General features: G+C 73.8%; 19 protein-coding genes. 7 read left to right on the top strand and 12 right to left on the bottom strand.

Features of this window, described 5'->3' with window-relative positions; genetic code table 11:
• Positions 1 to 25: 25 nt before the first annotated feature.
• Positions 26 to 700 (top strand): lysophospholipid acyltransferase family protein, encoded by a 675-nt coding sequence (locus tag AB0L29_RS19100; protein ID WP_365828563.1) that lies wholly within the window; start codon positions 26 to 28, stop codon positions 698 to 700.
• A 345-nt stretch (positions 701 to 1,045) separates the two neighbouring features.
• On the opposite strand, the gene AB0L29_RS19095 is transcribed toward AB0L29_RS19100, so the two are convergent.
• From AB0L29_RS19095 to AB0L29_RS19075, 5 genes are all read right to left on the bottom strand, one after another.
• A complete protein-coding gene (locus AB0L29_RS19095) occupies positions 1,046 to 2,575 on the bottom strand; it encodes an MFS transporter (protein WP_365828561.1) in 1,530 nt (509 codons plus the stop codon).
• Positions 2,572 to 3,123: a helix-turn-helix domain-containing protein gene (locus tag AB0L29_RS19090; RefSeq protein WP_365828559.1), complete on the bottom strand. Its 552-nt coding sequence runs from the start codon at positions 3,121 to 3,123 to the stop codon at positions 2,572 to 2,574. The genes AB0L29_RS19095 and AB0L29_RS19090 overlap by 4 nt, the downstream gene beginning before the upstream one ends.
• An 80-nt stretch (positions 3,124 to 3,203) precedes the next feature.
• The gene (locus tag AB0L29_RS19085) at positions 3,204 to 4,175 is read right to left on the bottom strand and encodes an aldo/keto reductase (RefSeq protein ID WP_365828556.1); all 972 of its coding nucleotides are present in this window, start codon (positions 4,173 to 4,175) and stop codon (positions 3,204 to 3,206) included.
• A 75-nt stretch (positions 4,176 to 4,250) separates the two neighbouring features.
• Positions 4,251 to 5,678, bottom strand: a complete 1,428-nt coding sequence (gene argH, locus AB0L29_RS19080; protein WP_365828554.1) for an argininosuccinate lyase — start codon at positions 5,676 to 5,678, stop codon at positions 4,251 to 4,253.
• A gap of 103 nt (positions 5,679 to 5,781) precedes the next feature.
• A complete protein-coding gene (locus AB0L29_RS19075) occupies positions 5,782 to 6,975 on the bottom strand; it encodes an argininosuccinate synthase (protein WP_365828552.1) in 1,194 nt (397 codons plus the stop codon).
• Between the two features lie 479 nt (positions 6,976 to 7,454).
• On the opposite strand from AB0L29_RS19075, the gene AB0L29_RS19070 reads away from it, so the two are divergent.
• From AB0L29_RS19070 to AB0L29_RS19055, 4 genes are all read left to right on the top strand, one after another.
• Complete coding sequence (locus AB0L29_RS19070; RefSeq protein WP_365828550.1) at positions 7,455 to 8,042, top strand: pyridoxamine 5'-phosphate oxidase family protein; 588 nt, start codon at positions 7,455 to 7,457, stop codon at positions 8,040 to 8,042.
• A gap of 256 nt (positions 8,043 to 8,298) precedes the next feature.
• A complete protein-coding gene (locus tag AB0L29_RS19065; RefSeq protein WP_365828548.1) occupies positions 8,299 to 9,681 on the top strand; it encodes a ferredoxin reductase family protein in 1,383 nt (460 codons plus the stop codon).
• Positions 9,682 to 9,721: 40 nt separating this feature from the next.
• A complete protein-coding gene (locus AB0L29_RS19060; protein ID WP_365828546.1) occupies positions 9,722 to 10,522 on the top strand; it encodes an FMN-binding protein in 801 nt (266 codons plus the stop codon).
• 55 nt (positions 10,523 to 10,577) lie between these two features.
• Positions 10,578 to 11,315, top strand: coding sequence for an FAD:protein FMN transferase (locus tag AB0L29_RS19055; protein WP_365828709.1), 738 nt, complete (start codon positions 10,578 to 10,580; stop codon positions 11,313 to 11,315).
• Positions 11,316 to 11,570: 255 nt separating this feature from the next.
• Here AB0L29_RS19055 and AB0L29_RS19050 read toward each other — a convergent pair whose 3' ends face one another.
• The 5 genes from AB0L29_RS19050 to argC all read right to left on the bottom strand — a co-directional run bounded on the left by AB0L29_RS19050 (position 11,571) and on the right by argC (position 16,616).
• Complete coding sequence (locus tag AB0L29_RS19050) at positions 11,571 to 12,116, bottom strand: arginine repressor (protein WP_365828544.1); 546 nt, start codon at positions 12,114 to 12,116, stop codon at positions 11,571 to 11,573.
• 7 nt (positions 12,117 to 12,123) lie between these two features.
• Entirely contained in the window at positions 12,124 to 13,386 is a 1,263-nt protein-coding gene (locus AB0L29_RS19045; RefSeq protein ID WP_365828542.1) for an acetylornithine transaminase, read from the bottom strand.
• Complete coding sequence (gene argB, locus AB0L29_RS19040) at positions 13,383 to 14,324, bottom strand: acetylglutamate kinase (protein ID WP_365828540.1); 942 nt, start codon at positions 14,322 to 14,324, stop codon at positions 13,383 to 13,385. Before argB ends, AB0L29_RS19045 begins: the two co-directional genes overlap by 4 nt.
• Entirely contained in the window at positions 14,321 to 15,472 is a 1,152-nt protein-coding gene (gene argJ / locus AB0L29_RS19035; RefSeq protein ID WP_365828538.1) for a bifunctional glutamate N-acetyltransferase/amino-acid acetyltransferase ArgJ, read from the bottom strand. The genes argB and argJ overlap by 4 nt, the downstream gene beginning before the upstream one ends.
• 115 nt (positions 15,473 to 15,587) lie before the next feature.
• Positions 15,588 to 16,616, bottom strand: a complete 1,029-nt coding sequence (gene argC / locus AB0L29_RS19030) for an N-acetyl-gamma-glutamyl-phosphate reductase (protein WP_365828536.1) — start codon at positions 16,614 to 16,616, stop codon at positions 15,588 to 15,590.
• 375 nt (positions 16,617 to 16,991) lie between these two features.
• On the opposite strand from argC, the gene AB0L29_RS19025 reads away from it, so the two are divergent.
• A complete protein-coding gene (locus AB0L29_RS19025) occupies positions 16,992 to 17,432 on the top strand; it encodes a DUF6314 family protein (protein ID WP_365828534.1) in 441 nt (146 codons plus the stop codon).
• Between the two features lie 106 nt (positions 17,433 to 17,538).
• On the opposite strand, the gene AB0L29_RS19020 is transcribed toward AB0L29_RS19025, so the two are convergent.
• A complete protein-coding gene (locus AB0L29_RS19020) occupies positions 17,539 to 17,976 on the bottom strand; it encodes a GNAT family N-acetyltransferase (protein WP_365828532.1) in 438 nt (145 codons plus the stop codon).
• A 40-nt stretch (positions 17,977 to 18,016) separates the two neighbouring features.
• A complete protein-coding gene (locus AB0L29_RS19015) occupies positions 18,017 to 19,504 on the bottom strand; it encodes a PLP-dependent aminotransferase family protein (RefSeq protein ID WP_365828530.1) in 1,488 nt (495 codons plus the stop codon).
• On the opposite strand from AB0L29_RS19015, the gene AB0L29_RS19010 reads away from it, so the two are divergent.
• A complete protein-coding gene (locus AB0L29_RS19010) occupies positions 19,503 to 20,468 on the top strand; it encodes a DMT family transporter (RefSeq protein ID WP_365828528.1) in 966 nt (321 codons plus the stop codon). The two genes, AB0L29_RS19015 and AB0L29_RS19010, sit on opposite strands and share 2 nt — an antisense overlap.
• Positions 20,469 to 20,523: the final 55 nt, after the last annotated feature.

Here is a 20,523-nt window from a genome sequence, read left to right as displayed (position 1 = left end):
GATCCCCTTGACACCGGAGGGCCCGTTGTCCCGCTTCGCGCTCATCAAGGCAGTGCTCGGCCCGATCATGCGCCTGATGTTCCGCCCCCGGGTGGAAGGCGTGGAGCACATCCCGGCCGACGGTCCGGTCATCCTGGCCGGCAATCACCTGACGTTCATCGACTCGATGATCCTGCCGCTGGTCTGCGACCGTCAGGTCTTCTTCATCGGCAAGGACGAGTACGTCACCGGCAAGGGCCTCAAGGGCCGGCTGATGGCGTGGTTCTTCACCGGCGTCGGCATGATCCCGGTCGACCGCGACGGCGGCCGGGGCGGGGTCGCGGCGCTGATGACCGGCCGCCGGGTCCTGGAGGAGGGCAAGGTCTTCGGCATCTACCCGGAGGGCACCCGCTCCCCCGACGGCCGCCTCTACCGCGGCCGTACCGGCATCGCCCGGCTGACCCTGATGACCGGCGCGCCGGTCGTCCCGTTCGCCATGATCGGCACCGACAAGATCCAGCCGGGCGGCGCGGGCCTGCCCCGGCCCGGCCGGGTCACGGTCCGCTTCGGCGAGGCGATGGAGTTCTCCCGCTACGACGGCATGGACCGCGACCGCTACGTCCTGCGCGCCGTCACCGACTCGGTGATGACCGAGGTGATGCGGCTGTCCGGGCAGGAGTACGTCGACATGTACGCGAGCAAGGCCAAGGAAGCCGCGTAGTCCGGCTCCCTCACACGGCGGGCCGTCCTCGGGCGGCCCGCCGTCGGCGTGTCCGCCGCCGGGCGCGGGGAACCGCAGCACGGGCGTCGGCCCCTTCCCCGCCCGGGAGGACAGCCGGACCGGACCTGCCCGGCGCGGCGCGTCGTGGTCGCCGGTGGCGGCCGGGCCCGGGGCGAGCCGGCGGTGCAGGCCCAGGCCGCGTCGCGGGCCGCGGTGCGCCGGTCCTCCCCGCCGGTGTCCTCGGCGGTGACGGCGCCGGTGTCCTCGGCGGTGGCGGCGCCGGGTGCGCGGCCAGGACCGTCGGCCGCAGGCTCAGGCGGACTTGAAGCCTGGCGGGATCGCAGGTCAGGGGTGCCCGGCCCGGTCCTCCAGCCGCTGTCCGCGCAGCAGGAACCAGGCCGCCACCGCCGTGGCCAGCAGCACCGCCGCGCCGACGCCCGCCGCCAGCGTCAGCCCGTCGACGAAGGACTGCCGGGCCGCGTCCAGCAGCGCCCGGGAGGTGTGCGCGGGCAGGTGCGCGGCCGCCTCGACGGCGCCGCCCAGCGACTCGTGCGCCGCGGCCGGGGTGCCCGCCGGGCCGGTGAAGTCGCGGTAGACGCCGGTCACGACGGAGCCGAGCAGGGCGATGCCGAGGGCCGCGCCGAGTTCGTAGGCCGTCTCGGACACGGCGGACGCGGCGCCCGCCTGGTCGCGGGGCGCGCCGGAGAGGATGACGTCGGCGGTCACGGTGAACGAGAACCCGGCTCCGACGCCGACGACCAGCAGGGACGCGCCGAGCAGCGGATAGCCCGTGGACCGGTCGACGACGGTCAGGGCCGCGAGCGCGAGGCCGACGGCGGCGAGTCCGCCGGAGACCACCGCCCGCACCGAGAACCGCCGGGCCGCCCGGCCCGCGACCAGACCGGCCGCCACCGCGCCGACGGCGGCGGGCAGTTCGGCGAGCCCGGCCTCGAGCGGGCCCCGCCCCTGGACCAGTTGCAGGTACTGCGAGAGGAAGAACACCAGCCCGGACAGTCCGAGGACGGTCAGCAGGTCGGCCAGCACCGCGCCGCCGAAGCCGCGGTTGCGGAACAGCCGCACGTCCAGCAGCGGGGCGGGCAGGGTGAGCTGGCGGCGTACGAAGCCGTACAGCGCGGCCGCGCCCAGGACACCGGCGGCGAGCGTGGTCCACGCGAACCCGTGCGCCGCGGTCTCCTTGACGGCGTACACGGCACCGATCACGCCGGTCAGCGACAGCAGGACGCTGCTCGGGTCCCAGGGGCCGGGGTGGGGGTTGCGGGACTCGGGCAGCAGCCTGACGCCGACGAGCACCAGGACGGCCATCACGGGCAGGTTGATCAGGAAGACCGAGCCCCACCAGAAGTGTTCGAGCAGGAAGCCGCCGACGATGGGGCCGACGGCCGTGCCGGCCGAGGCGGTGGCGCCCCAGACGCCGATGGCGAGGCTGCGTTCGCGCGGGTCGTGGAAGAGGTTGCGGATCAGGGCGAGGGTGGCGGGCATCAGGGTCGCGCCGGCGACACCGAGCAGGCCCCGCGCCGCGATCAGCAGCTCGGGGGTGGTGGCGTAGGCGTTCAGGACGGACACCGCGCCGAACGCCGTGGCGCCGACGAGCAGGACGCGCTTGCGGCCGATCCGGTCGCCGAGGCTGCCCATGGAGACCAGCAGGCCGGCGATGACGAACGAGTAGACGTCGCCGATCCACAGCAGCTGCGTGCCGGAGGGCTCGAGGTCCTCACTGATGTACGGGGTCGCGAGGCCGAGGACGGTCGCGTCGACGGCCACCAGCAGCACGGCGAGCACGAGGACGGACAGCGCGAGCCAGCGGCCCGGGCGCCTCACCGCCCCGGTGGTGTCCGGCTGCAGGGTGCTGGTCATGATTCCTTCCTTCGTCGGGCACCGCCGAGCAACAGCTCGACGATCATGTGGGTGAAGTCCTTGGAGGCCACGCGGCCCTCCGCCACCGCCCAGGCGCCGGAGGCCAGCAGGCCGTACAGCGCCTCGGTGAGCCAGGCCGGGGTGAGGTCGATGCGGAACTCGCCGCTCAACTGGCCGCGCCGGAACAGGGCGGCGACCCGCTCGTCGATCCGGTTCCAGCCCGCGTCGACCTCCTCGCCCTCGAACAGCTGGTTCTCGGTGTACAGGAAGGCGAGCAGGCCGGCGGCGGGCTCGATCGCCCGCACCAGGCGGTGCACGGCGTCGCTCGCGGACCCCTCGTCCAGCCGGGCCGCGTCCAGGGCGGCCTCGCACTCGGCGATGCCGAGGGCTTCCAGCGCCCGTACGAGCGCGTCGCGCCCGGCGAAGTGGCGGTGCAGGGTCGCCCGGCTGATCCCGGCGGCCCTGGCGACCTCGTCCATGGTCGCGGTGGATTTGCGGGTCAGCAGGGCCGCGGCGGTGCGCAGCACGTGGTCACGATCGACAGCCATGAGACAACCTTAAGCCAAATGAGACGTTGACGTCTCATGCTGGGCATGCGTGACTCACGGTCGGCGGTCGCGCGGGGATCTCAGTGCCAGGGCAGCCGCCCGCGCCGCTCCCAGTAGAGGCGCGGTTCCTCGGCCAGCGCGGCGAGCCGGGCCGACCGGTCGTCGTCGAGGTCGACGGCAGCGGCGTGCAGGTTGGAGGCGAGCTGGCCGGTGGTCGCCGCACCGGACAGGACGACGCCGGCCCAGGGCTGCCGCAGGACGACGGCGAGGGCAACCGCGTCGCAGCCCAGCCCGGTCTCCTCGGCGACCGCCTTCAGCTCCTGCGGCGCGTGCGGCCCGGCGAGCCGCCCGTTGGCCATGCCCTCCTTGACGATCACGGTGAGCCCGGCGTCGTGCGCCTCGGCGAGCGCGGGTCCGGCGGAGGTCTCCAGGACGTTGTACGTGGACTGGACGGTGCGGAAGAGGGGTTCGCCGCCGACCGTGACGGCGAGGGCGGCGCGGATGGCGTCGGCCTGGGCGGGACCGCTGGTGGAGAAGCCGACGGTGAGGCCCTGCGCGGCGGCCTCGGCCAGCCTGGCGTGCAGCTCCCGGTCGGTCAGGGCCGGACTGTCCGGGGTCACCGAGTGGATCTGGTAGAGGTCGAGCCGGTCGCCGAGCAGCGCGTCGGTCTCGGCGCGCTGCCGCTCGTAGGTGGCGAGAGCATGGTCCTTGACCTCGTGCCGCTCGGCGTCGGTGGACCATCCGGCGGTGTAGGTGTAGCCCCACTTGCTGCCGACGACGACGTCGTGGGCGTCGGGCCGGGCCTTCAGCCAGTCGGCGAGGAACTCCTCCGAGCGCCCGTAGGAGCGGGCCACGTCGACGTACCGCACGCCCTGGGCGTAGGCGGCGTCGAGGAGTTCGTGGGTGCGGGCGCGCAGCGCGTCCACGCTGCGGTCGGCCGGCAGGTCCCGGTCGCGGCCGAGGTTGATGTAGCCGGGCCGGCCGACGGCGGCGAGCCCCAGGCCGATGTGGCACGTGGGGGTCGTGGCCGAGGCCAGTCGTGCGAAGGGCATCGCGGGCTCCGTTCGGTCGGCTCCGTGCGGCTGCCGGACCAACGTAACCCGCGATGCCCCGCGGCACCCGGCGGGTCACTTCCCGGCGTTCGCCCACGCGTGCTGGGCCGCCACGTCCGCCTTGACCTCGGCGAGCTGGACGGCGACGGCGTCGGGCGCCGTACCGCCCCGGCCGCTGCGGGAGGCGAGGGAGCCCGGGACGTCGAGGACGCCGCGCACCTCGGGGGTGAGGTGGGGGGAGATCTTCGCGAACTGCTCGTCGGTCAGCTCGTCCAGCTCCTTGCCCTCGGCCTCGGCGACCTTGACGCACTCGCCGGCGACCTCGTGCGCGACGCGGAACGGCACGCCCTGCCTGACCAGCCACTCGGCGATGTCGGTGGCGAGGGAGAACCCGGCCGGGGCCAGCTCCTCCATGCGCTCGCGGTGCACGGTGAGGGTGGCCATCATGCCGGTGAAGGCCGGCAGCAGGACCTCCAGCTGGTCGATGGAGTCAAAGACCGGCTCCTTGTCCTCCTGCAGGTCGCGGTTGTAGGCGAGCGGCAGGGCCTTGAGGGTGGCCATCAGCCCGGTCAGGTTGCCGATCAGACGGCCGGACTTGCCGCGCGCCAGCTCGGCGATGTCCGGGTTCTTCTTCTGCGGCATGATCGACGACCCGGTGGAGAAGGCGTCGTGCAGGGTCACGAAGGAGAACTCCTTCGTGTTCCAGATGATGACCTCCTCGGCGATCCGGGAGAGGTTCACGCCGATCATCGCGGTGACGAAGGCGAACTCGGCGACGAAGTCGCGGGAGGCCGTGCCGTCGATGGAGTTGCCGGCGCTGCCGCGCTCGAAGCCCAGCTCCTCGGCGACCGCCTCCGGGTCCAGGCCGAGGGAGGAACCGGCCAGCGCGCCCGATCCGTACGGCGAGACGGCCGTGCGCTCGTCCCACTGGCGCAGTCGCTCGGCGTCCCGGGACAGCGCCTGGACGTGGGCGAGGACGTGGTGGGCGAAGAGCACCGGCTGGGCGTGCTGGAGGTGGGTGCGGCCGGGCATGGCGACGTCCGGGTGGGCCTCGGCCAGGCCGATCAGCGCGTCCTGCAGGTCGGCGATCAGCCCGCCGATGATCCGGGCGTGGTCGCGCAGGTACATCCGGAACAGGGTGGCGACCTGGTCGTTGCGGGACCGGCCCGCGCGCAGCTTTCCGCCGAGGTCGGGGCCGAGGCGCTCCAGCAGGCCGCGCTCCAGGGCCGTGTGGACGTCCTCGTCGGCGACGGTGCCCACGAAGTCGCCCGAGGCCACGTCCGCTTCGAGCCGGTCGAGCCCTTCGATCATCCGGCCCAGCTCGTCGTCGGTGAGCAGACCGGCCTTGTGCAGTACGCGCGCGTGCGCACGTGAACCGGCGATGTCGTACGGCGCGAGCCGCCAGTCGAAGTGGACGGACGCGGACAGCTTGGCCAGGGCCTCGGCGGGACCGTCGGCGAAACGGCCGCCCCACAGCCGTACGTCACCGCTGTTGCTGCTCACTCGGGTCGCTCCTAGAAGAGATACGGATGTGCCGCCGCCTCCCCACTAAAGCGCAAGTGAGGAGGCGGGTGTCAGGCTGATGCGGGTGAGGTGCCGGGGGCCGTCACGCGAGGTCGCGCTTGGCCGCGATCTTCGACGACAGGCTGTAGATGTCGATGAAGCCCTTGGCGGCGGACTGGTCGAAGGTGTCGCCGGTGTCGTAGGTCGCGAGGTTGAAGTCGTACAGCGACTCCTGCGACCGGCGGCCGGTGACGACCGCGCGGCCGCCGTGCAGGGTCATCCGGATGTCGCCGGAGACGTGCTGGTTGGCCTCGTCGACGAAGCCGTCCAGGGCGCGCTTGAGCGGGGAGAACCACAGGCCGTCGTAGACCAGCTCGCTCCAGCGCTGCTCCACGCCCCGCTTGTAGCGGGCGAGTTCGCGCTCGACGGTGACGTTCTCCAGCTCCTGGTGGGCGGTGATCAGGGCGATCGCGCCCGGAGCCTCGTACACCTCGCGGGACTTGATGCCCACGAGCCGGTCCTCGACCATGTCGATCCGGCCGACGCCCTGGGCGCCCGCGCGCTCGTTGAGCTGCTGGATGGCCTGCAGGACGGTGACGGGCCTGCCGTCGATGGCGACCGGGACGCCCTCCTTGAAGGTGATGACCACCTCGTCGGCCTCGCGGGCGACGGCCGGGTTCTGGGTGTACTCGTAGATGTCCTCGATCGGGGCGTTCCAGATGTCCTCCAGGAAGCCGGTCTCGATGGCGCGGCCGAAGACGTTCTGGTCGATCGAGTACGGCGACTTCTTGGTGGTCGCGATCGGCAGGCCCTTCTCCTCGCAGAAGGCGATGGCCTTGTCGCGGGTCATGGCGTAGTCGCGGACCGGGGCGATGCACTTGAGGTCGGGGGCGAGGGCGACGATGCCGGCCTCGAAGCGGACCTGGTCGTTGCCCTTGCCGGTGCAGCCGTGGGCGACGGTGGTGGCGCCGTGCTTCTTGGCGGCGGCGACGAGGTGCTTGACGATCACCGGCCGGGACAGGGCGGAGACCAGCGGATAGCGGTCCATGTAGAGGGCGTTGGCCTTGACCGCCGGGAGGCAGTACTCCTCGGCGAACTCGTCCTTGGCGTCCGCGACCTCGGCCTCGACGGCACCGCAGGCGAGCGCGCGCTTGCGGATGACGTCCAGGTCCTCGCCGCCCTGGCCGACGTCGACCGCAACGGCGATGACCTCGGCGCCCGTCTCCTCGGCGATCCAGCCGATGGCGACGGAGGTGTCCAGACCGCCCGAGTAGGCGAGTACGACGCGCTCGGTCACGGGTTTCTCCTCACAGTGCATTCGCTGACATGCATGAGTATGCAGGAGTACGCATGATTCGTCAATCCGGACCCGCCGGAGGTGCCTGTCCGGCCGCGCCGAGCCCGGTTCGGGGGCGATTGAACACGGGGAATCGCCCTCCCGTACCTCTTGCCGGACGCAGGCGCCGCGTCACGGAACACACGACCCCCGGCCCGGCTTCGCCCGGAACGCCGCCCTCGGCCCCTCGGGGGCAAGCGCCCGGCCCCCTGTCGACCGCGCCGCCACCGCCAGGCCCCGGGCCTGGACCCCCGGCCGCCCGCACGCCCGTCAGGTGGCGTGACGGGCGCCGCGTCCGCCCCGTGCAAGCGCCGGCCGGGGCGGGCGCGGACAGGACGGGAAGGACAGGACAGGGGCGGCTCGGCCCGGCGGTCCGCGGACGCGACCGGATGCCGCAATTCCTTAGACAGGCAAAACATCAGCGTTCATAATCGTTAGACATGGGAAAGACTTATGAGCGCATAGAGGGCCGGCTGCGCACCTTCATCGAGGCGCAGCCGGTCTTCTTCGCCGCCACCGCTCCCCTGTCCGCCGACGGCACGGTCAACCTCTCGCCCAAGGGCCTCAAGGGCTCCTTCGCGGTACTGGACGAGCACACCGTGGCCTATCTCGACTTCGCCGGCTCCAACGCCGAGACCATCGCGCACCTGCGCGAGAACGGCCGGATCACGCTCATGTGGTGTGCCTTCCAGGGCCCGCCGAACATCGTCCGCGTGCACGGCCGCGGCGAGCCGGTCTTCCGCGACGACCCGCGCTTCAAGGACCTGCTCGGCCGCTTCCCGGGCATCGACCCGGCTCCGCACGGCCTGCGCGCGATCGTCGTCGTGACGGCCGAACTCGTCCGCGGCACCTGCGGCTACGCGGTGCCCTTCATGGCCTACGAGGGCGATCGCGACCTGCACGGCAAGCGTTTCGCCCGCGAGGACGACGCCTCGCTCGGCGAGTACTTCGCCAAGAAGGAGCACGTCGCCACCAGCCTGGACGGACTTCCCGGGCTGCCGCTGCCGCTGCCGCCGTCCGCGGTCTGAGGCCCGCGCCCCGCCGCCCCCGTCCGCGCGTCCCCGCTCCCGCGCGCCGACGGGTGCGGGGCGACAGCGGGCCGCGCGCCGGTGCCGAGGGAGGCGATGCGGCGGCTCCCCGCACGGGCCGCCCCTTTCGAGGAGCCCCGTCCCGCCGTCGGGACGACGGGCGGGACGGCCGCGATCACGAAGTACCGAGCCGCTGAACGCCGGCGCGTCCCGGCACGTATCTGTGGGCCAAGGGTCAAGTCCCGACGGAGGAACCGTGACCACCACGCTCGCAGGCGGCCGTGCCGCCCGCCGCCAGACGATGCGCCGCATCCGTCCGCGCCGCTCCCCGGCCGTCCCGCTGCTGATCGCCGTAGGGGCGGGTGCGGCGGGCGTGCTGTGGCTGTGGTGGGACAACACGCCGTCCATCGCGGACGACGCCGGCAGGATCCTGGCCGCGGGCCGGATCACCGGCCTGCTCGCCGGGTACCTGATGGCGCTCGTGGTGCTGCAGATGGCCCGTGTGCCCGCACTGGAGCGCCGGGTGGGGTCCGACCGGGTCGCGCGCTGGCACGCGATGAGCGGCCGCTACACGCTCTGCCTGGTCATCGCCCACGTCTTCCTCACCATGTGGGGCTACGCGCTCCAGGCGGGCAGGTCGCTGAGCGGGATCGTCCAGCAGACCGTCGACTCGGTGAACCAGCTGCCGGACATGGGCAAGGCCGCCGCCGGCACCGGCCTGCTGTTCCTGATCGGGTTCCTCTCGATCGGCGGGGTCCGCCGCCGGATCCCGTACGACGCCTGGTACCACGTGCACCTGCTCACCTACGCGGCGGTGTTCCTGACGTTCTGGCACCAGATCACCACCGGCAACGAGTTCGCCGTCCAGCCCACCGCGAAGACCTTCTGGTACGGGCTGTACGGGGCGGTCACCGCGCTGGTGGTCTGGTACCGGATCCTCACCCCGATCCGGCTGAACCTGCGGCACCGGATGCGGGTCGAGGCGGTCGTCGAGGAGACGCCGGGGATCGTGTCGGTGCTGATCGGCGGGCGCAAGCTGCACCGGATCGGCGCGGAGGCCGGGCAGTTCTTCCGCTGGCGGTTCCTGGCGCCCGGCATGCGGTTCAGCTCCCACCCGTACTCGCTGTCGGCGGCGCCCCGCCCGGGCCTGCTGCGGATCACCGTGAAGGCGATCGGCGACCACAGCTCCCGGCTGCGCGAACTGGAGCCCGGCACCCGCGTGTGGGCGGAGGGCCCGTACGGCGCGCTGACCGCGCAGCGCCGCAGCCGGGGCAAGGTGCTGCTGGTCGCGGGCGGCGTCGGGATCACCCCGATGCGGGCGCTGTTCGAGACGCTGCCCGGCGCCTCCGGTGACATCACCCTGCTCTACCGGGCCAACAGCACCCAGGAGCTGGCCCTGTGGGACGAACTCGCCAAGATCGCCGACGAGCGCGGGGCGCGGCTGATGTACGCGGTCAACAGCCCCGACGGGGAACGCCCGGACATCTCGGCGGAGTCGCTGCAGCGCAAGATCCCGGACATCGACCGCCACGACGTGTTCATGTGCGGCCCGCCCGGGTTCGCGCAGTCGGTCTACGAGGCGCTGCGCGGGGCGGGTGTGCCCGCCCGCCGTATCCATCACGAGTCGTTCGAGATGTGAGCGACGGGATTCCCACGGGACATCAGGAGTCTGAGAAGCAATGAGGAAGAGTCACCCCGTCCGGCGCGCCGTGCTCGCCACCGCGGCCACCGTCTCCGGGATCGTGCTGATGCTGTCGCTGAAGCCGGCCTCCGACCCGGGCGCCGCCCAGGCGGTGGGCGGCCAGGCCCCGCCCGCGGCGGCACAGTCCCCGCAGGGCGGCGCCCAGGCCGCCGGGAACGGCACGGCCACCGGTGACGCCGCCCAGACCCAGTACGGCGCGGTGCAGGTGCGCCTCACCGTCAGCGGCGGGAAGATCACCCGGGCGGAGGCCGTGCAGGCGCCCCGAGGGGGACGCAGCGACCAGATCACCCAGAGCGCGGTGCCGCGCCTCAACCGGGCGGCGGTCGCCGCGCAGGGCGCGGACATCGACGCGGTCTCCGGGGCGACCTACACCAGCGCCGGGTACAAGCAGTCGCTGCAGTCGGCGCTGGACAAGGTCGAAGCCGCCGGCGCCGGTCCGGGGTCCTCGCAGGCGCCGGGGTCCTCGCAGGCGCCGGGCTCCTCGCAGGGACCGGGGAGCGCGCAGGCGCGGACCGTCACCGGTGACGCCGTCCGGACCCAGTACGGGCCGGTGCAGGTCCGTGTCACCGTCAGCGGCGGGAAGATCACCGCAGTGGAGGCCGTCCAGGCGCCGAGCGGCGGACGCAGCGGCCAGATCACCCAGAGCGCGGTGCCGCGGCTCAACCGGGCGGCGGTCGCCGCGCAGAGCGCGGACATCGACGCGGTCTCCGGGGCGACCTACACCAGCGCCGGGTACCAGCAGTCGCTGCAGTCGGCGCTGGACCGGGCCGGTGGCTGACGCGGTGGCCGGATCGGCCGAGGCTCCCGCCGCGGTGCGTCACGTGGAGGAGGCGATGGGGACCGTCTTCTCCCTCGACGTCCGCGGCGGGGAACCCGGCGCGGTGCGGGCCGCGCTGGACGAGGTGGTCGCCGGGCTGCACCGGGTGGACGAGGTGTTCAGCACCTACCGCGACGCCAGCCAGGTCTCCCGGCTGGCGCGCGGCGAACTGACCGTCGGGGAGTGCGATCCCGAGGTCGCCGAGGTGCTGGAACTGGCGGCCGAGGCGGAGCGGACGAGCGAGGGCTGGTTCAGCACGACGTACCGGGGCCGTCTCGATCCGACGGGGATCGTCAAGGGCTGGGCCGTCGAACGGGCCGCGCGGCACCTCGCGGCGGCGGGCGCGACCGGCGTCAGCGTCAACGGCGGCGGCGACGTCCAGCTGCTCGGCGCTCCGGGCGCGCGGCGCCCGTGGCGGGTCGGGGTCTCGGACCCGCTGCGCCCGGGCGGTCTCGCCGCCGTCGTCTCCGCCGCCGGGGCGGACGAACTGGCCGTGGCCACGTCCGGCACGGCGGAGCGCGGTGCCCACATCGTCGACCCCCGTACCGGCCGGGCCGCGGTGACGGACCTGGTGGCGGTCACCGTGGTGGCCCCTCGGCTGACGTGGGCCGACTGCTGGGCCACGGCGGCCTTCGCCATGGGCTCCCGGGCGGGCCTGGCCTGGCTGGAGTCCCTGCCCGACGTGGAAGCCCTGCTCGTCACGGCGGGCGACGAGGTGCGGTGCACGGGGGGCCTGGCCGCCCGGCTGGGTTAGGGCCTGTCGTCGAACTCCCGCCTGCCCCGCGACGCCCCGCACGCACTCCGGCCGCACCGGGCGCAGACCCGAGTGCATCCCGTACGACGGCCGGCGCCCGGCACGCCGGGAGCACGCACCCGACGCCGCGGGGCCCGCCCTCCGGGCGGACGACGGGAGTCCGACGGCAGGGCCCGGGCAAGGGCCCCGGGGCGCGCGGGACCGCGCGGCCGGGCACCCGCGGCCCGCGCCCGGCCGGAACGGCCGCCGCCCCGCTCAGTGGCCGTTCTGCGCCAGCCTCAGCAGGTGCTCGGCCAGCGCCTGCCCCCCGTCCGGGTTCCGGCTGATCAGCAGCACGGTGTCGTCACCGGCGATGGTCCCGAGGATGTCGTGCAGCTCGGCCTGGTCGATGGCCGAGGCCAGGAACTGCGCGGCCCCCGGCGGGGTCCGCAGGACCACGAGATTGGCCGACGCCTCCGCGGAGATCAGCAGCTCCTGCGACAGCCGCCGCATCCGCTCCTCCTTCGCCGACTCCCCCAGCGGAGCCCGGGGGGTGCGGAAACCCCCCTCGCTCGGCACCGCGTAGATCAGGTCGCCGTCGGTGTTGCGGATCTTCACCGCGTTCAGCTCGTCCAGGTCCCGGGAGAGCGTCGCCTGCGTGACGGTCAGCCCGTCGTCGGCGAGCAGCTTCGCCAACTGGCTCTGGGAGCGCACCGGCTGCCGGTTGAGGATGTCCACGATCCGGCGGTGGCGTGCGGTGCGGGTCTGCGGCACGGCGGGCCCGGCGATGCCGTTGTGCCCGTGGTCCTGCGCCTGGCTCATCGTCGTCTCATTCTCCGGATCGTCCGTCCCCGTCGGTCCCGCCGGTCCCGCCGGTCCTGTCGGCCCCGGCGGCCCTGGCGGCCCTGGCGGCCCTGTCAAGGATGCCGGGCAGGGCCCCGAGGAAGGCGTCCACCGCGTCGTCGCCGAGGTTCAGCGGCGGCATGAGCCGTACGACATCGGGGGCGGGCGCGTTCACCAGGAAGCCGGCGTCCTGAGCCGCCTGCTGCACCCTGGGTGCGAGCGGCTCGGTGAGCACGATACCCAGCAGGAGGCCCGCGCCCCGGACATGGTCGACCAGCGGGTGGCGGGAACCGCCGCCGGCGCCCTCGATTCCGTCGCGCAGCCTCTCGCCCTGCCGCTTGACGTTCTCCAGCAGTCCCTCGCCGGCGATGGTGTCGAGGACGGCGAGTCCGGCGGCGCACGCGACGGGGTTGCCGCCGAAGGTCGTGCCGTGCTGGCCCGGCCGGAGCAGGTCGGCCGCCCGCCCGAACGCCACCGTCGCGCCCAGCGGCAGCCCGCCGCCGAGTCCCTTGGCGAGGGTGACGACGTCGGGCAGGACCCCCTCGTGGGCCTGGTACTCGAACCAGTGCCCGGTACGGCCCACACCGGTCTGCACCTCGTCGAGGACGAGCAGCGCCCCCGTGGCGGCGGTGATCGCCCGGGCCGCCTTCAGGTAGCCGGCCGGGGGCACCACGACCCCGTTCTCGCCCTGGATCGGCTCGATGACCACCAGGGCCGTCTCGTTCGTCACCGCCGCGGCCAGCGCCTGCGCGTCGCCGTACGGCACGTGCGTGACGTCGCCGGGCAGCGGCAGGAACGGCTGCTGCTTGCCGGGCTGGCCGGTCAGCGCCAGGGCGCCCATCGTGCGGCCGTGGAAGCCGCCCTGGGTGGCGACCATGTGGGTCCGCCCGGTCAGCCGGCCGATCTTGAAGGCGCCCTCGTTGGCCTCGGCGCCGGAGTTGCAGAAGAAGACCCTGCCGTCGCGGCCGAAGAGCTCCAGCAGCCGTTCGGCGAGCGCGACGGGCGGCTCCGCGACGAACAGGTTGGAGACGTGGCCGAGGGAGGCGATCTGCGTGCTGACGGCCCGCACGACCGCCGGATGGGCGTGGCCGAGGGCGTTGACCGCGATGCCGCCGACGAAGTCGAGGTACTCGTTGCCGTCGGCGTCCCACAGCCGGGCGCCCTCACCGCGCACCAGGGGCAGCCGCGGGGTGCCGTAGTTGTTCATGAGCACGCCCTGCCACCGCGCGGTCAGTTCCTCGTTGCTCACGACTCCCCCTGTACGCCTTGTTCGTCTTGTGCGCCTTGCCCGCCGGGTTTCTCGTCCGGCACGACCATGGTCCCGATGCCCTCGTCCGTGAAGATCTCCAGCAGGATCGAGTGCTGGACCCGGCCGTCGATGACGCGGGCGGTGTTGACGCCGTTGCGCACGGCGTGCAGACAGCCCTCCATCTTCGGCACCATGCCGGAGGACAGCTCCGGCAGCAGCTTCTCCAGCTGGGACGCGGTCAGACGGCTGATCACCTCGTCGGAGTCCGGCCAGTCCTCGTAGAGTCCCTCGACGTCCGTGAGGACCATGAGGGTCTCGGCGCCCAGTGCCGCGGCGAGTGCCGCAGCCGCCGTATCGGCATTGACGTTGTAGACGTGGTGGTCGTCCTGGCTTCGGGCGATCGACGAGACGACCGGGATGCGGCCGTCCGCGAGCAGCGCCTCGATCGCGCCCGTGTCGATGCCGGTGATCTCGCCCACCCGCCCGATGTCGACGAGCTCGCCGTCGATCTCGGGCCGGTGCCTGGCGGCGGTGATGGTGTGCGCGTCCTCGCCGGTGAGGCCGACGGCGAGCGGCCCGTGCCGGTTGAGCAGCCCGACCAGCTCCCGCTGCACCTGCCCGGCGAGCACCATCCGTACGACGTCCATGGCGTCCTCGGTGGTGACGCGCAGCCCCGCCCTGAACTCGCTGACGATGCCGTGCCGGTCGAGGGCGGCGCTGATCTGCGGGCCGCCGCCGTGCACGACGACCGGCTTGAGGCCGGCGTGCCGCAGGAAGACCACGTCCTGGGCGAAGGCGGCCTTCAGTTCCTCGTCCACCATGGCGTTGCCGCCGAACTTGATGACGACGATCTTGCCGTGGTGCCGGGTCAGCCAGGGCAGCGCCTCGATGAGGATGCGGGCCTTGGGGAGCGCGGTGTGCTTCCTCGTCGTGCTCATGAGCTGTAGGCGCTGTTCTCGTGGACGTAGTCGGCGGTGAGGTCGTTGGTCCAGACGGTGGCGGTCTCGGAGCCGGCGGCGAGGTCGGCGACGATGTGCACCTCGCGGTAGCGCATGTCGACCTTCTCGCGGTCCTCGCCGATGGAGCCGTTCTTGCAGACCCAGACGCCGTTGATGGCGACGCCCAGCCGGTCGGGCTCGAAGGCGGCCCCGGTGGTGCCGATCGCGGAGAGGACGCGGCCCCAGTTGGGGTCCTCGCCGTGGATGGCGCACTTGAGGAGGTTGTTGCGGGCGATGGAGCGGCCCACCTCGACGGCGTCGTCCTCGGTCGCGGCGCCCACCACCTCGATCCTGATGTCCTTGCTGGCGCCCTCGGCGTCCCCGAGGAGCTGCCGGCCCAGGTCCTCGCAGACGGTCCGTACGGCCTCGGCGAACTCCTCGTACGGCGGGGCGATGCCGCAGGCGCCGGAGGCGAGCAGCAGGACGGTGTCGTTGGTGGACATGCAGCCGTCGGAGTCGATGCGGTCGAAGGTCGTGCGCGTCGCCGCCCGGAGGGCCCTGTCCAGGGTCTCGCTGTCGAGGTCGGCGTCGGTGGTGAGCACGACCAGCATGGTGGCCAGGCCCGGGGCGAGCATGCCGGCGCCCTTGGCCATGCCGCCGACCGTCCAGCCGTCCTTGGTGACGACGGAGGTCTTGTGGACGGTGTCGGTGGTCTTGATGGCGATGGCGGCCTTCTCCCCGCCGTGCTCGGAGAGCTGGGCGGCGGCGGTCTCCACGCCCGGGAGCAGCTTGTCCATCGGCAGGGGCACGCCGATGAGGCCGGTGGAGCAGACGGCGATCTCGATGGCGCCCCGCCCGAGGACCTCGGCGGCCTTCTCGGCGGTGGCGTGGGTGTCCTGGAAGCCCTTGGGTCCCGTACAGGCGTTGGCGCCGCCGGAGTTGAGGACGACCGCGGAGACCTGACCGCTCTTGAGCACCTGCTCGGACCACAGGACGGGGGCGGCCTTGACGCGGTTGGAGGTGAAGACGCCGGCGGCGGCGCGGCGCGGGCCGTTGTTGACCACGAGGGCCAGGTCGGGGTTGCCGTTGTCCTTGATCCCGGCGGCGATGCCCGCCGCCGTGAACCCCTTCGCTGCCGTCACACTCACTGCATCTCCTTGTTCGCTTCTCCACCCGTGGAGCGCACAGGTGCGGCTGTCGTCGTCGTCCGCGGCCCGGTGCCCGCACGCGCTCCCCCGGCCGCCGCCGGGCGGCACCCCCGGCTCACGGTGCGACCCCGGCCGTCGTCAGTCCGGTGGTCTCGTCGAGTCCCAGGGCGATGTTCATGCTCTGGACGGCACCGCCCGCGGTGCCCTTGGTCAGGTTGTCGATGGCGCTGATCGCGATGATCCGCCCCGCGGCCTCGTCGTGGGCGACCTGCACCTGGACGGCGTTGGAACCGTGGACGGACGCGGTGGCGGGCCACCGCCCCTCGGGGAGCAGGTGGACGAAGGGCTCGTCGGCGAAGGCCTTGTCGTAGGCGGCGCGCAGGGACTCGCCGGTCACGCCGGGAAGCGCCTTCGCACTGCAGGTGGCGAGGATCCCGCGGGACATCGGCGCGAGGGTCGGCGTGAAGGACACGGAGATCCGCTCGCCGGCCGCCGCGCTGAGGTTCTGGACCATCTCGGGGGTGTGCCGGTGCACGCCCCCGACGCCGTACGGCGTCATGGAGCCCATGACCTCGCTGCCGAGCAGGTGCGGCTTGGGCGCCTTGCCCGCGCCGGAGGTGCCGGAGGCGGCGACGACCACGGCCTCGGGCCCGGCCAGGCCGGCCGCGTACGCCGGGAAGAGCGCCAGCGAGACGGCGGTCGGATAGCAGCCGGGCACCGCGATGCGCTTGGCCCCCTCCAGCGCGGCGCGGCCGCCGGGCAGTTCGGGGAGGCCGTAGGGCCAGGTGCCGGCGTGCGGGGAGCCGTAGAACGCCTCCCAGTCGGCGGCGTCCCTCAGCCGGAAGTCCGCGCCCATGTCGATCACGACGACGTCCGGGCCGAGCTGCTCGGCGACGGCGGCGGACTGCCCGTGCGGCAGCGCGAGGAAGACGACGTCGTGGCCGGAGAGGACGTCGGCGGTGGTCTCCCGCAGCACCCGGTCCGCGAGCGGCAGCAGGTGCGGTTGCAGCGCGCCGAGCCTCTGGCCCGCGTTGGAGTTGCCGGTCAGGGCGCCGATCTCGACCTCGGGGTGGGCCAGGAGCAGACGCAGCAGTTCTCCGCCCGCGTATCCGCTCGCTCCGGCCACCGCCGCTCGTACCGCCATGGGATCCTCCTCCTAGGTGGCATGACTATACGTTTCGCTGCACGTTTATGCAATGCGGAGATCCATGAGCGGCCGGTTCCGGCGAGCGGGTGTCCGGGGCGACGGTGATCGTGCGGTCGGCGGCGTCCCCGGCGTACACGAGGGCCGGGACGAGGGCGGCGGCCAGGAGCGCGGTCGCGGCGGGACCGGGTTTCCAGCGGGTGCGGGCGGTGCGCGCCATGGGCGCTCCGCGGCCCGGACGGGGAGTTGTTCGAAATGTCAAAACTTGGCCAGCACTTCGAACGGCAAGATAGGGAGGGTGCGGAGACGCGTCAACGGGTCACGCGGCGACGGGCGTGGCCCCGTGGCGGCGGACGGGACGGAGAGCGGGGCGTGATGGGCGAGTTCTGGCCGGTGCCGGACGTGCTGGCCTACCTGGCCGGGACCTGGCGCGTGCGGCGCTCGGTGCGGGACCTGGCGAGCGGGGAGGCGGGCGAGTTCTCCGGCACCACCCGCTTCACCGCGCTGCGGGAGGGCGGCCTGCTGCACCACGAGTCCGGCGCCTTCGTCTGGCAGGGCGTCGCCCGGCCCGCCGAGCGGACGCTGCGCTTCCTGCCCGGCCCGCACGGCACGGCGGACGTGCGGTTCGCGGACGGCCGCCCCTTCCACGACCTGGACCTGTCCTCGGGGCGCCACGTCGCCGACCACCCCTGCGCGGCGGACCTCTACCGCGGCGAGTTCACCGTCCGCGACGCGGACCGCTGGCGGACGCTCTGGCGGGTGCGCGGCCCCGCCAAGGACCTCGTTCTCACCACCGACTACACGCGCGAGGGCTGAACCGAGGACCCGGCGGCGGGGCGCCGCCGGTGGTCCGGCCGCGCGGGTCGGCGAGCAGCGCCGCGGTTCGGCGGCGGGGGCGGCGGGTCGTCGACGGGCGGATGCCTCACTCGAGGAGGAGCGCCATCCACTGGTCGGGCCGCTCCAGCGCCCGGAAGCCGAGCTTCTCGTAGACGCCGTGCGCGTCGTGCGTGGCGAGCAGCACGCGACGCAGCCCGCAGGGCCGCAGGTGCTCCCGCACGGCCGCCACGAGCGCCGTGCCGATTCCTTTGCCGCGCGCCGACGGGTCGACGTACACGTCGCACAGCCAGGCGAAGGTCGCCCGGTCGGTGACGATCCGGGCGTACGCCACCTGCTCTCCCGACACCGTGTCGTACACGCCGAAGTTGAGCGAGCCCTCGATCGCCCGGTCCTGCCTGGCGCGCGGCCGGCCCAGCGCCCAGTACGCGTCGGTGGACAGCCAGTGGTGCACGCGCCCGGCGTCGATGCGGGCGCGGTCGGCGGAGATCTCGTAGCCCTCGGGGAGGGCGGGGGTGTCGGTCATGGCGGGATGGTCGCAGGGCCGGGGAAGAGGCGTCGACCGGTTATCCCGGCCCGTGGGCCGGCCGCCCCAGCACCTCGTCGCAGGCCGTGCGCAGCCGCCGCACGCCCTCCGCGATCTCCCCGGTCCCCGCGACCGCCGCGAAGCTGAGCCGGACGTGCCCGGCGGGGGGTTCGGCGCTGAAGTACGGGCGCCCGGGGGTGATCGCGACGCCTGCGCGCAGGGCGGCCGCCGTCAGGGCGGACTCCGCCTCGGTGCCAAAAGCCCCGGCGGCGCCCCCGGTGCCGTCGGGCAGGCGCAGCCACAGGTGGTAGCCGCCCGACGGGACGTGCGGCAGGACGAGTTCGGGCAGGCGGAGCCGGAGCGCGGCGGTCATCGCCTCCCGGCGGGTCCTCAACTCCGCGGAGACCGCCCGCAGATGGCGCGGCCAGGCGGGTGAGCCGACGAGTTCGAGGGCCGCCTCCTGCAGGGGCCGGGGCACGAAGAAGGTGTCGACGACCTGGATGGCCCGCAGCCGCTCCAGGACCGGCCCGCGCGCGGCCAGGGCGCTCACCCGGAAACTGGGCGAGGTCACCTTGGTCAGCGAGCCGACGTGCACGACGACGCCGTCGGGGTCCTCGGCGGCCAGCGGGCGCGGCAGGGGCCCCGCGTCCTCGTGCACGAGCCACCGCACGAAGTCGTCCTCGACGACGAAGGCGCCCGCCTCGCGCGCGATGCGCAGCACCTCGCCGCGCCGCTCCGGCGCGAGCACGGCACCGGTGGGGTTCTGGAACAGCGGCTGGCAGACCAGGACGCGGGCGCCGCTCGCCCGGAAGGCGTCAGCGAGCAGCGCCGGTTTCACGCCGTCGGCGTCCACGGGCACGGGCACCGGGCGCAGTCCGGCGGCGCGGGCGATGGCCAGCATGCCCGGGTAGGTCGGCGACTCGACGAGGACGGGCGCGCCGGGCGGGGCGAGCGCGCGCAGCGCGGTGGTCAGCGCGGACTGGCCGCCCGCGGTGATCAGCACCTCGGCGGCCGTGACGGCTCCGCCGATGTTCCGCGCGAACCACTCCCGCAGCTCCGGCAGCCCCTCCACGGGCGGGCGCCCCCACGCGCCGGGGCGGCGGCCCGCGCGGGACAGGGCGGCGGCCATCGCCCGCTCGGGCTGCAACGACGGGTGCAGATAGCCGCCGTTGAACTCGACGACGCCGGGCGGCGGAGCGGCCAGCGAGACCAGCACACCGGAGGCGTCCACCGAGCGCGGTACGCGACCGGCGGCGCCGTCGGCGCTGAGCGCGACCTCCTGCCAGGCGGTGTCCCCGGCGGGCGCGGCCGTCGCCCGGGGCTGCGCGCGGAACGCGCCCGCGCCGGGCCGGGTGACCACCAGCCCTTCGGCGGCGAGCTGCGCGAGGGCCCGGGAGACCGTCACGGGGCTCACCCGGAACCGTTCGACGAGGGCACGGCTCGACGGGAGCTTTCCACCCGGCGAGTAGCGGTCGAGCTCTCGCCGGAGCTGGGACGCCAGTTCACCGACGCTGCTACGCTCTTGCATGAGAGCACAGAGTAGCGCTACTAACACACCCGCGATAGCGGTCGGCACCCCCGACCGGGAACACCCAGGCCGGGAACACCCAAGCCAGGAACACCCCGACCGGGAACGCCCCGGCCTGGGCATCCTGCAGGCCGCCCTGGGGGTCACCGCCTTCTCCCTCACCTTCCCGGCCACCGCCTGGGGGCTGGAGGGCTTCGGACCCTGGTCGCTGGTCGCCGTGCGCTGCGTGCTCGCGGCCCTGATCGCCGGCGGCTGCCTGCTCGTCCTGCGGGTACCGCTGCCCGCCCGCCGGCACTGGCCGGGCCTGGCCGTGGTCGCCGCCGGGGTCGTCCTCGGCTTCCCGCTGCTCACCACCCTCGCGCTGCAGACGTCGACCACCGCGCACGCGGCCGTCGTGGTCGGCCTGCTCCCGCTGACCACCGCCCTGTGCTCCGCCCTGCGCGTCGGCTCCCGCCCCTCGCGCACCTTCTGGGCGGCGGCGCTCGCGGGCGCGGCGGCGGTGCTGGCCTTCACGGCCGGGCAGAGCGGCGGCGCCCTGACCACGGCCGACCTGTACCTCTTCGCCGCGCTGCTGGTGTGCGCGGCCGGCTACACCGAGGGCGGCCGGCTGGCCCGGGTGATGCCGGGCTGGCAGGTCATCGGCTGGGCACTGGTGCTGTGCCTGCCGCTGACCGTGCCCGTCGCCGCGCTGGCCCTGTCGTACGAGCCCGTGGAGCCGACCGCGCACAGCGTGGCCGGGCTGCTGTGGGTGGCCGCGGGCTCGCAGTTCGCCGGGCTGGTCGTCTGGTACCGGGGCATGGCGGCGATCGGCATTCCGCGGGCCAGCCAGTTGCAGCTGGCCCAGCCGCTGCTCACACTGGTGTGGTCGGTGCTGCTGCTGGGCGAGCGCCTGACGGTGGCCGCCCCGCTGACCGCCGCGGCGGTGCTGGTCTGCATCGCCGTCACCCAGCGGGCGCGCGGCTGAGCGGGCCGCACGGCCCCCTGCCGACCGGCGCTTCCCGCCGTAGACTCAAGGCCAC

This window comes from Streptomyces sp. NPDC052701 (genome assembly GCF_040678355.1).
GTDB lineage: Bacteria > Actinomycetota > Actinomycetes > Streptomycetales > Streptomycetaceae > Streptomyces.
The sequence above is the reverse complement of the archived record's forward strand: the minus strand, read 5'-3'. Positions and strand labels throughout refer to the sequence as shown.

Bases quoted from the DNA above. Each gene is read 5' to 3' on its own strand.
- AB0L29_RS19095 (WP_365828561.1), bottom strand. From the start codon at position 2,575: ATGACCAGCACCCTGCAGCCGGACACCACCGGGGCGGTGAGGCGCCCG.
- AB0L29_RS19090 (WP_365828559.1), bottom strand. From the start codon at position 3,123: ATGGCTGTCGATCGTGACCACGTGCTGCGCACCGCCGCGGCCCTGCTG.
- AB0L29_RS19085 (WP_365828556.1), bottom strand. From the start codon at position 4,175: ATGCCCTTCGCACGACTGGCCTCGGCCACGACCCCCACGTGCCACATC.
- AB0L29_RS19070 (WP_365828550.1), top strand. From the start codon at position 7,455: ATGGGAAAGACTTATGAGCGCATAGAGGGCCGGCTGCGCACCTTCATC.
- AB0L29_RS19060 (WP_365828546.1), top strand. From the start codon at position 9,722: ATGAGGAAGAGTCACCCCGTCCGGCGCGCCGTGCTCGCCACCGCGGCC.
- AB0L29_RS19055 (WP_365828709.1), top strand. From the start codon at position 10,578: ATGGGGACCGTCTTCTCCCTCGACGTCCGCGGCGGGGAACCCGGCGCG.
- AB0L29_RS19050 (WP_365828544.1), bottom strand. From the start codon at position 12,116: ATGAGCCAGGCGCAGGACCACGGGCACAACGGCATCGCCGGGCCCGCC.
- argB (WP_365828540.1), bottom strand. From the start codon at position 14,324: ATGAGCACGACGAGGAAGCACACCGCGCTCCCCAAGGCCCGCATCCTC.
- argC (WP_365828536.1), bottom strand. From the start codon at position 16,616: ATGGCGGTACGAGCGGCGGTGGCCGGAGCGAGCGGATACGCGGGCGGA.
- AB0L29_RS19025 (WP_365828534.1), top strand. From the start codon at position 16,992: ATGGGCGAGTTCTGGCCGGTGCCGGACGTGCTGGCCTACCTGGCCGGG.
- AB0L29_RS19020 (WP_365828532.1), bottom strand. From the start codon at position 17,976: ATGACCGACACCCCCGCCCTCCCCGAGGGCTACGAGATCTCCGCCGAC.
- AB0L29_RS19010 (WP_365828528.1), top strand. From the start codon at position 19,503: ATGAGAGCACAGAGTAGCGCTACTAACACACCCGCGATAGCGGTCGGC.
- AB0L29_RS19015 (WP_365828530.1), bottom strand. From the start codon at position 19,504: ATGCAAGAGCGTAGCAGCGTCGGTGAACTGGCGTCCCAGCTCCGGCGA.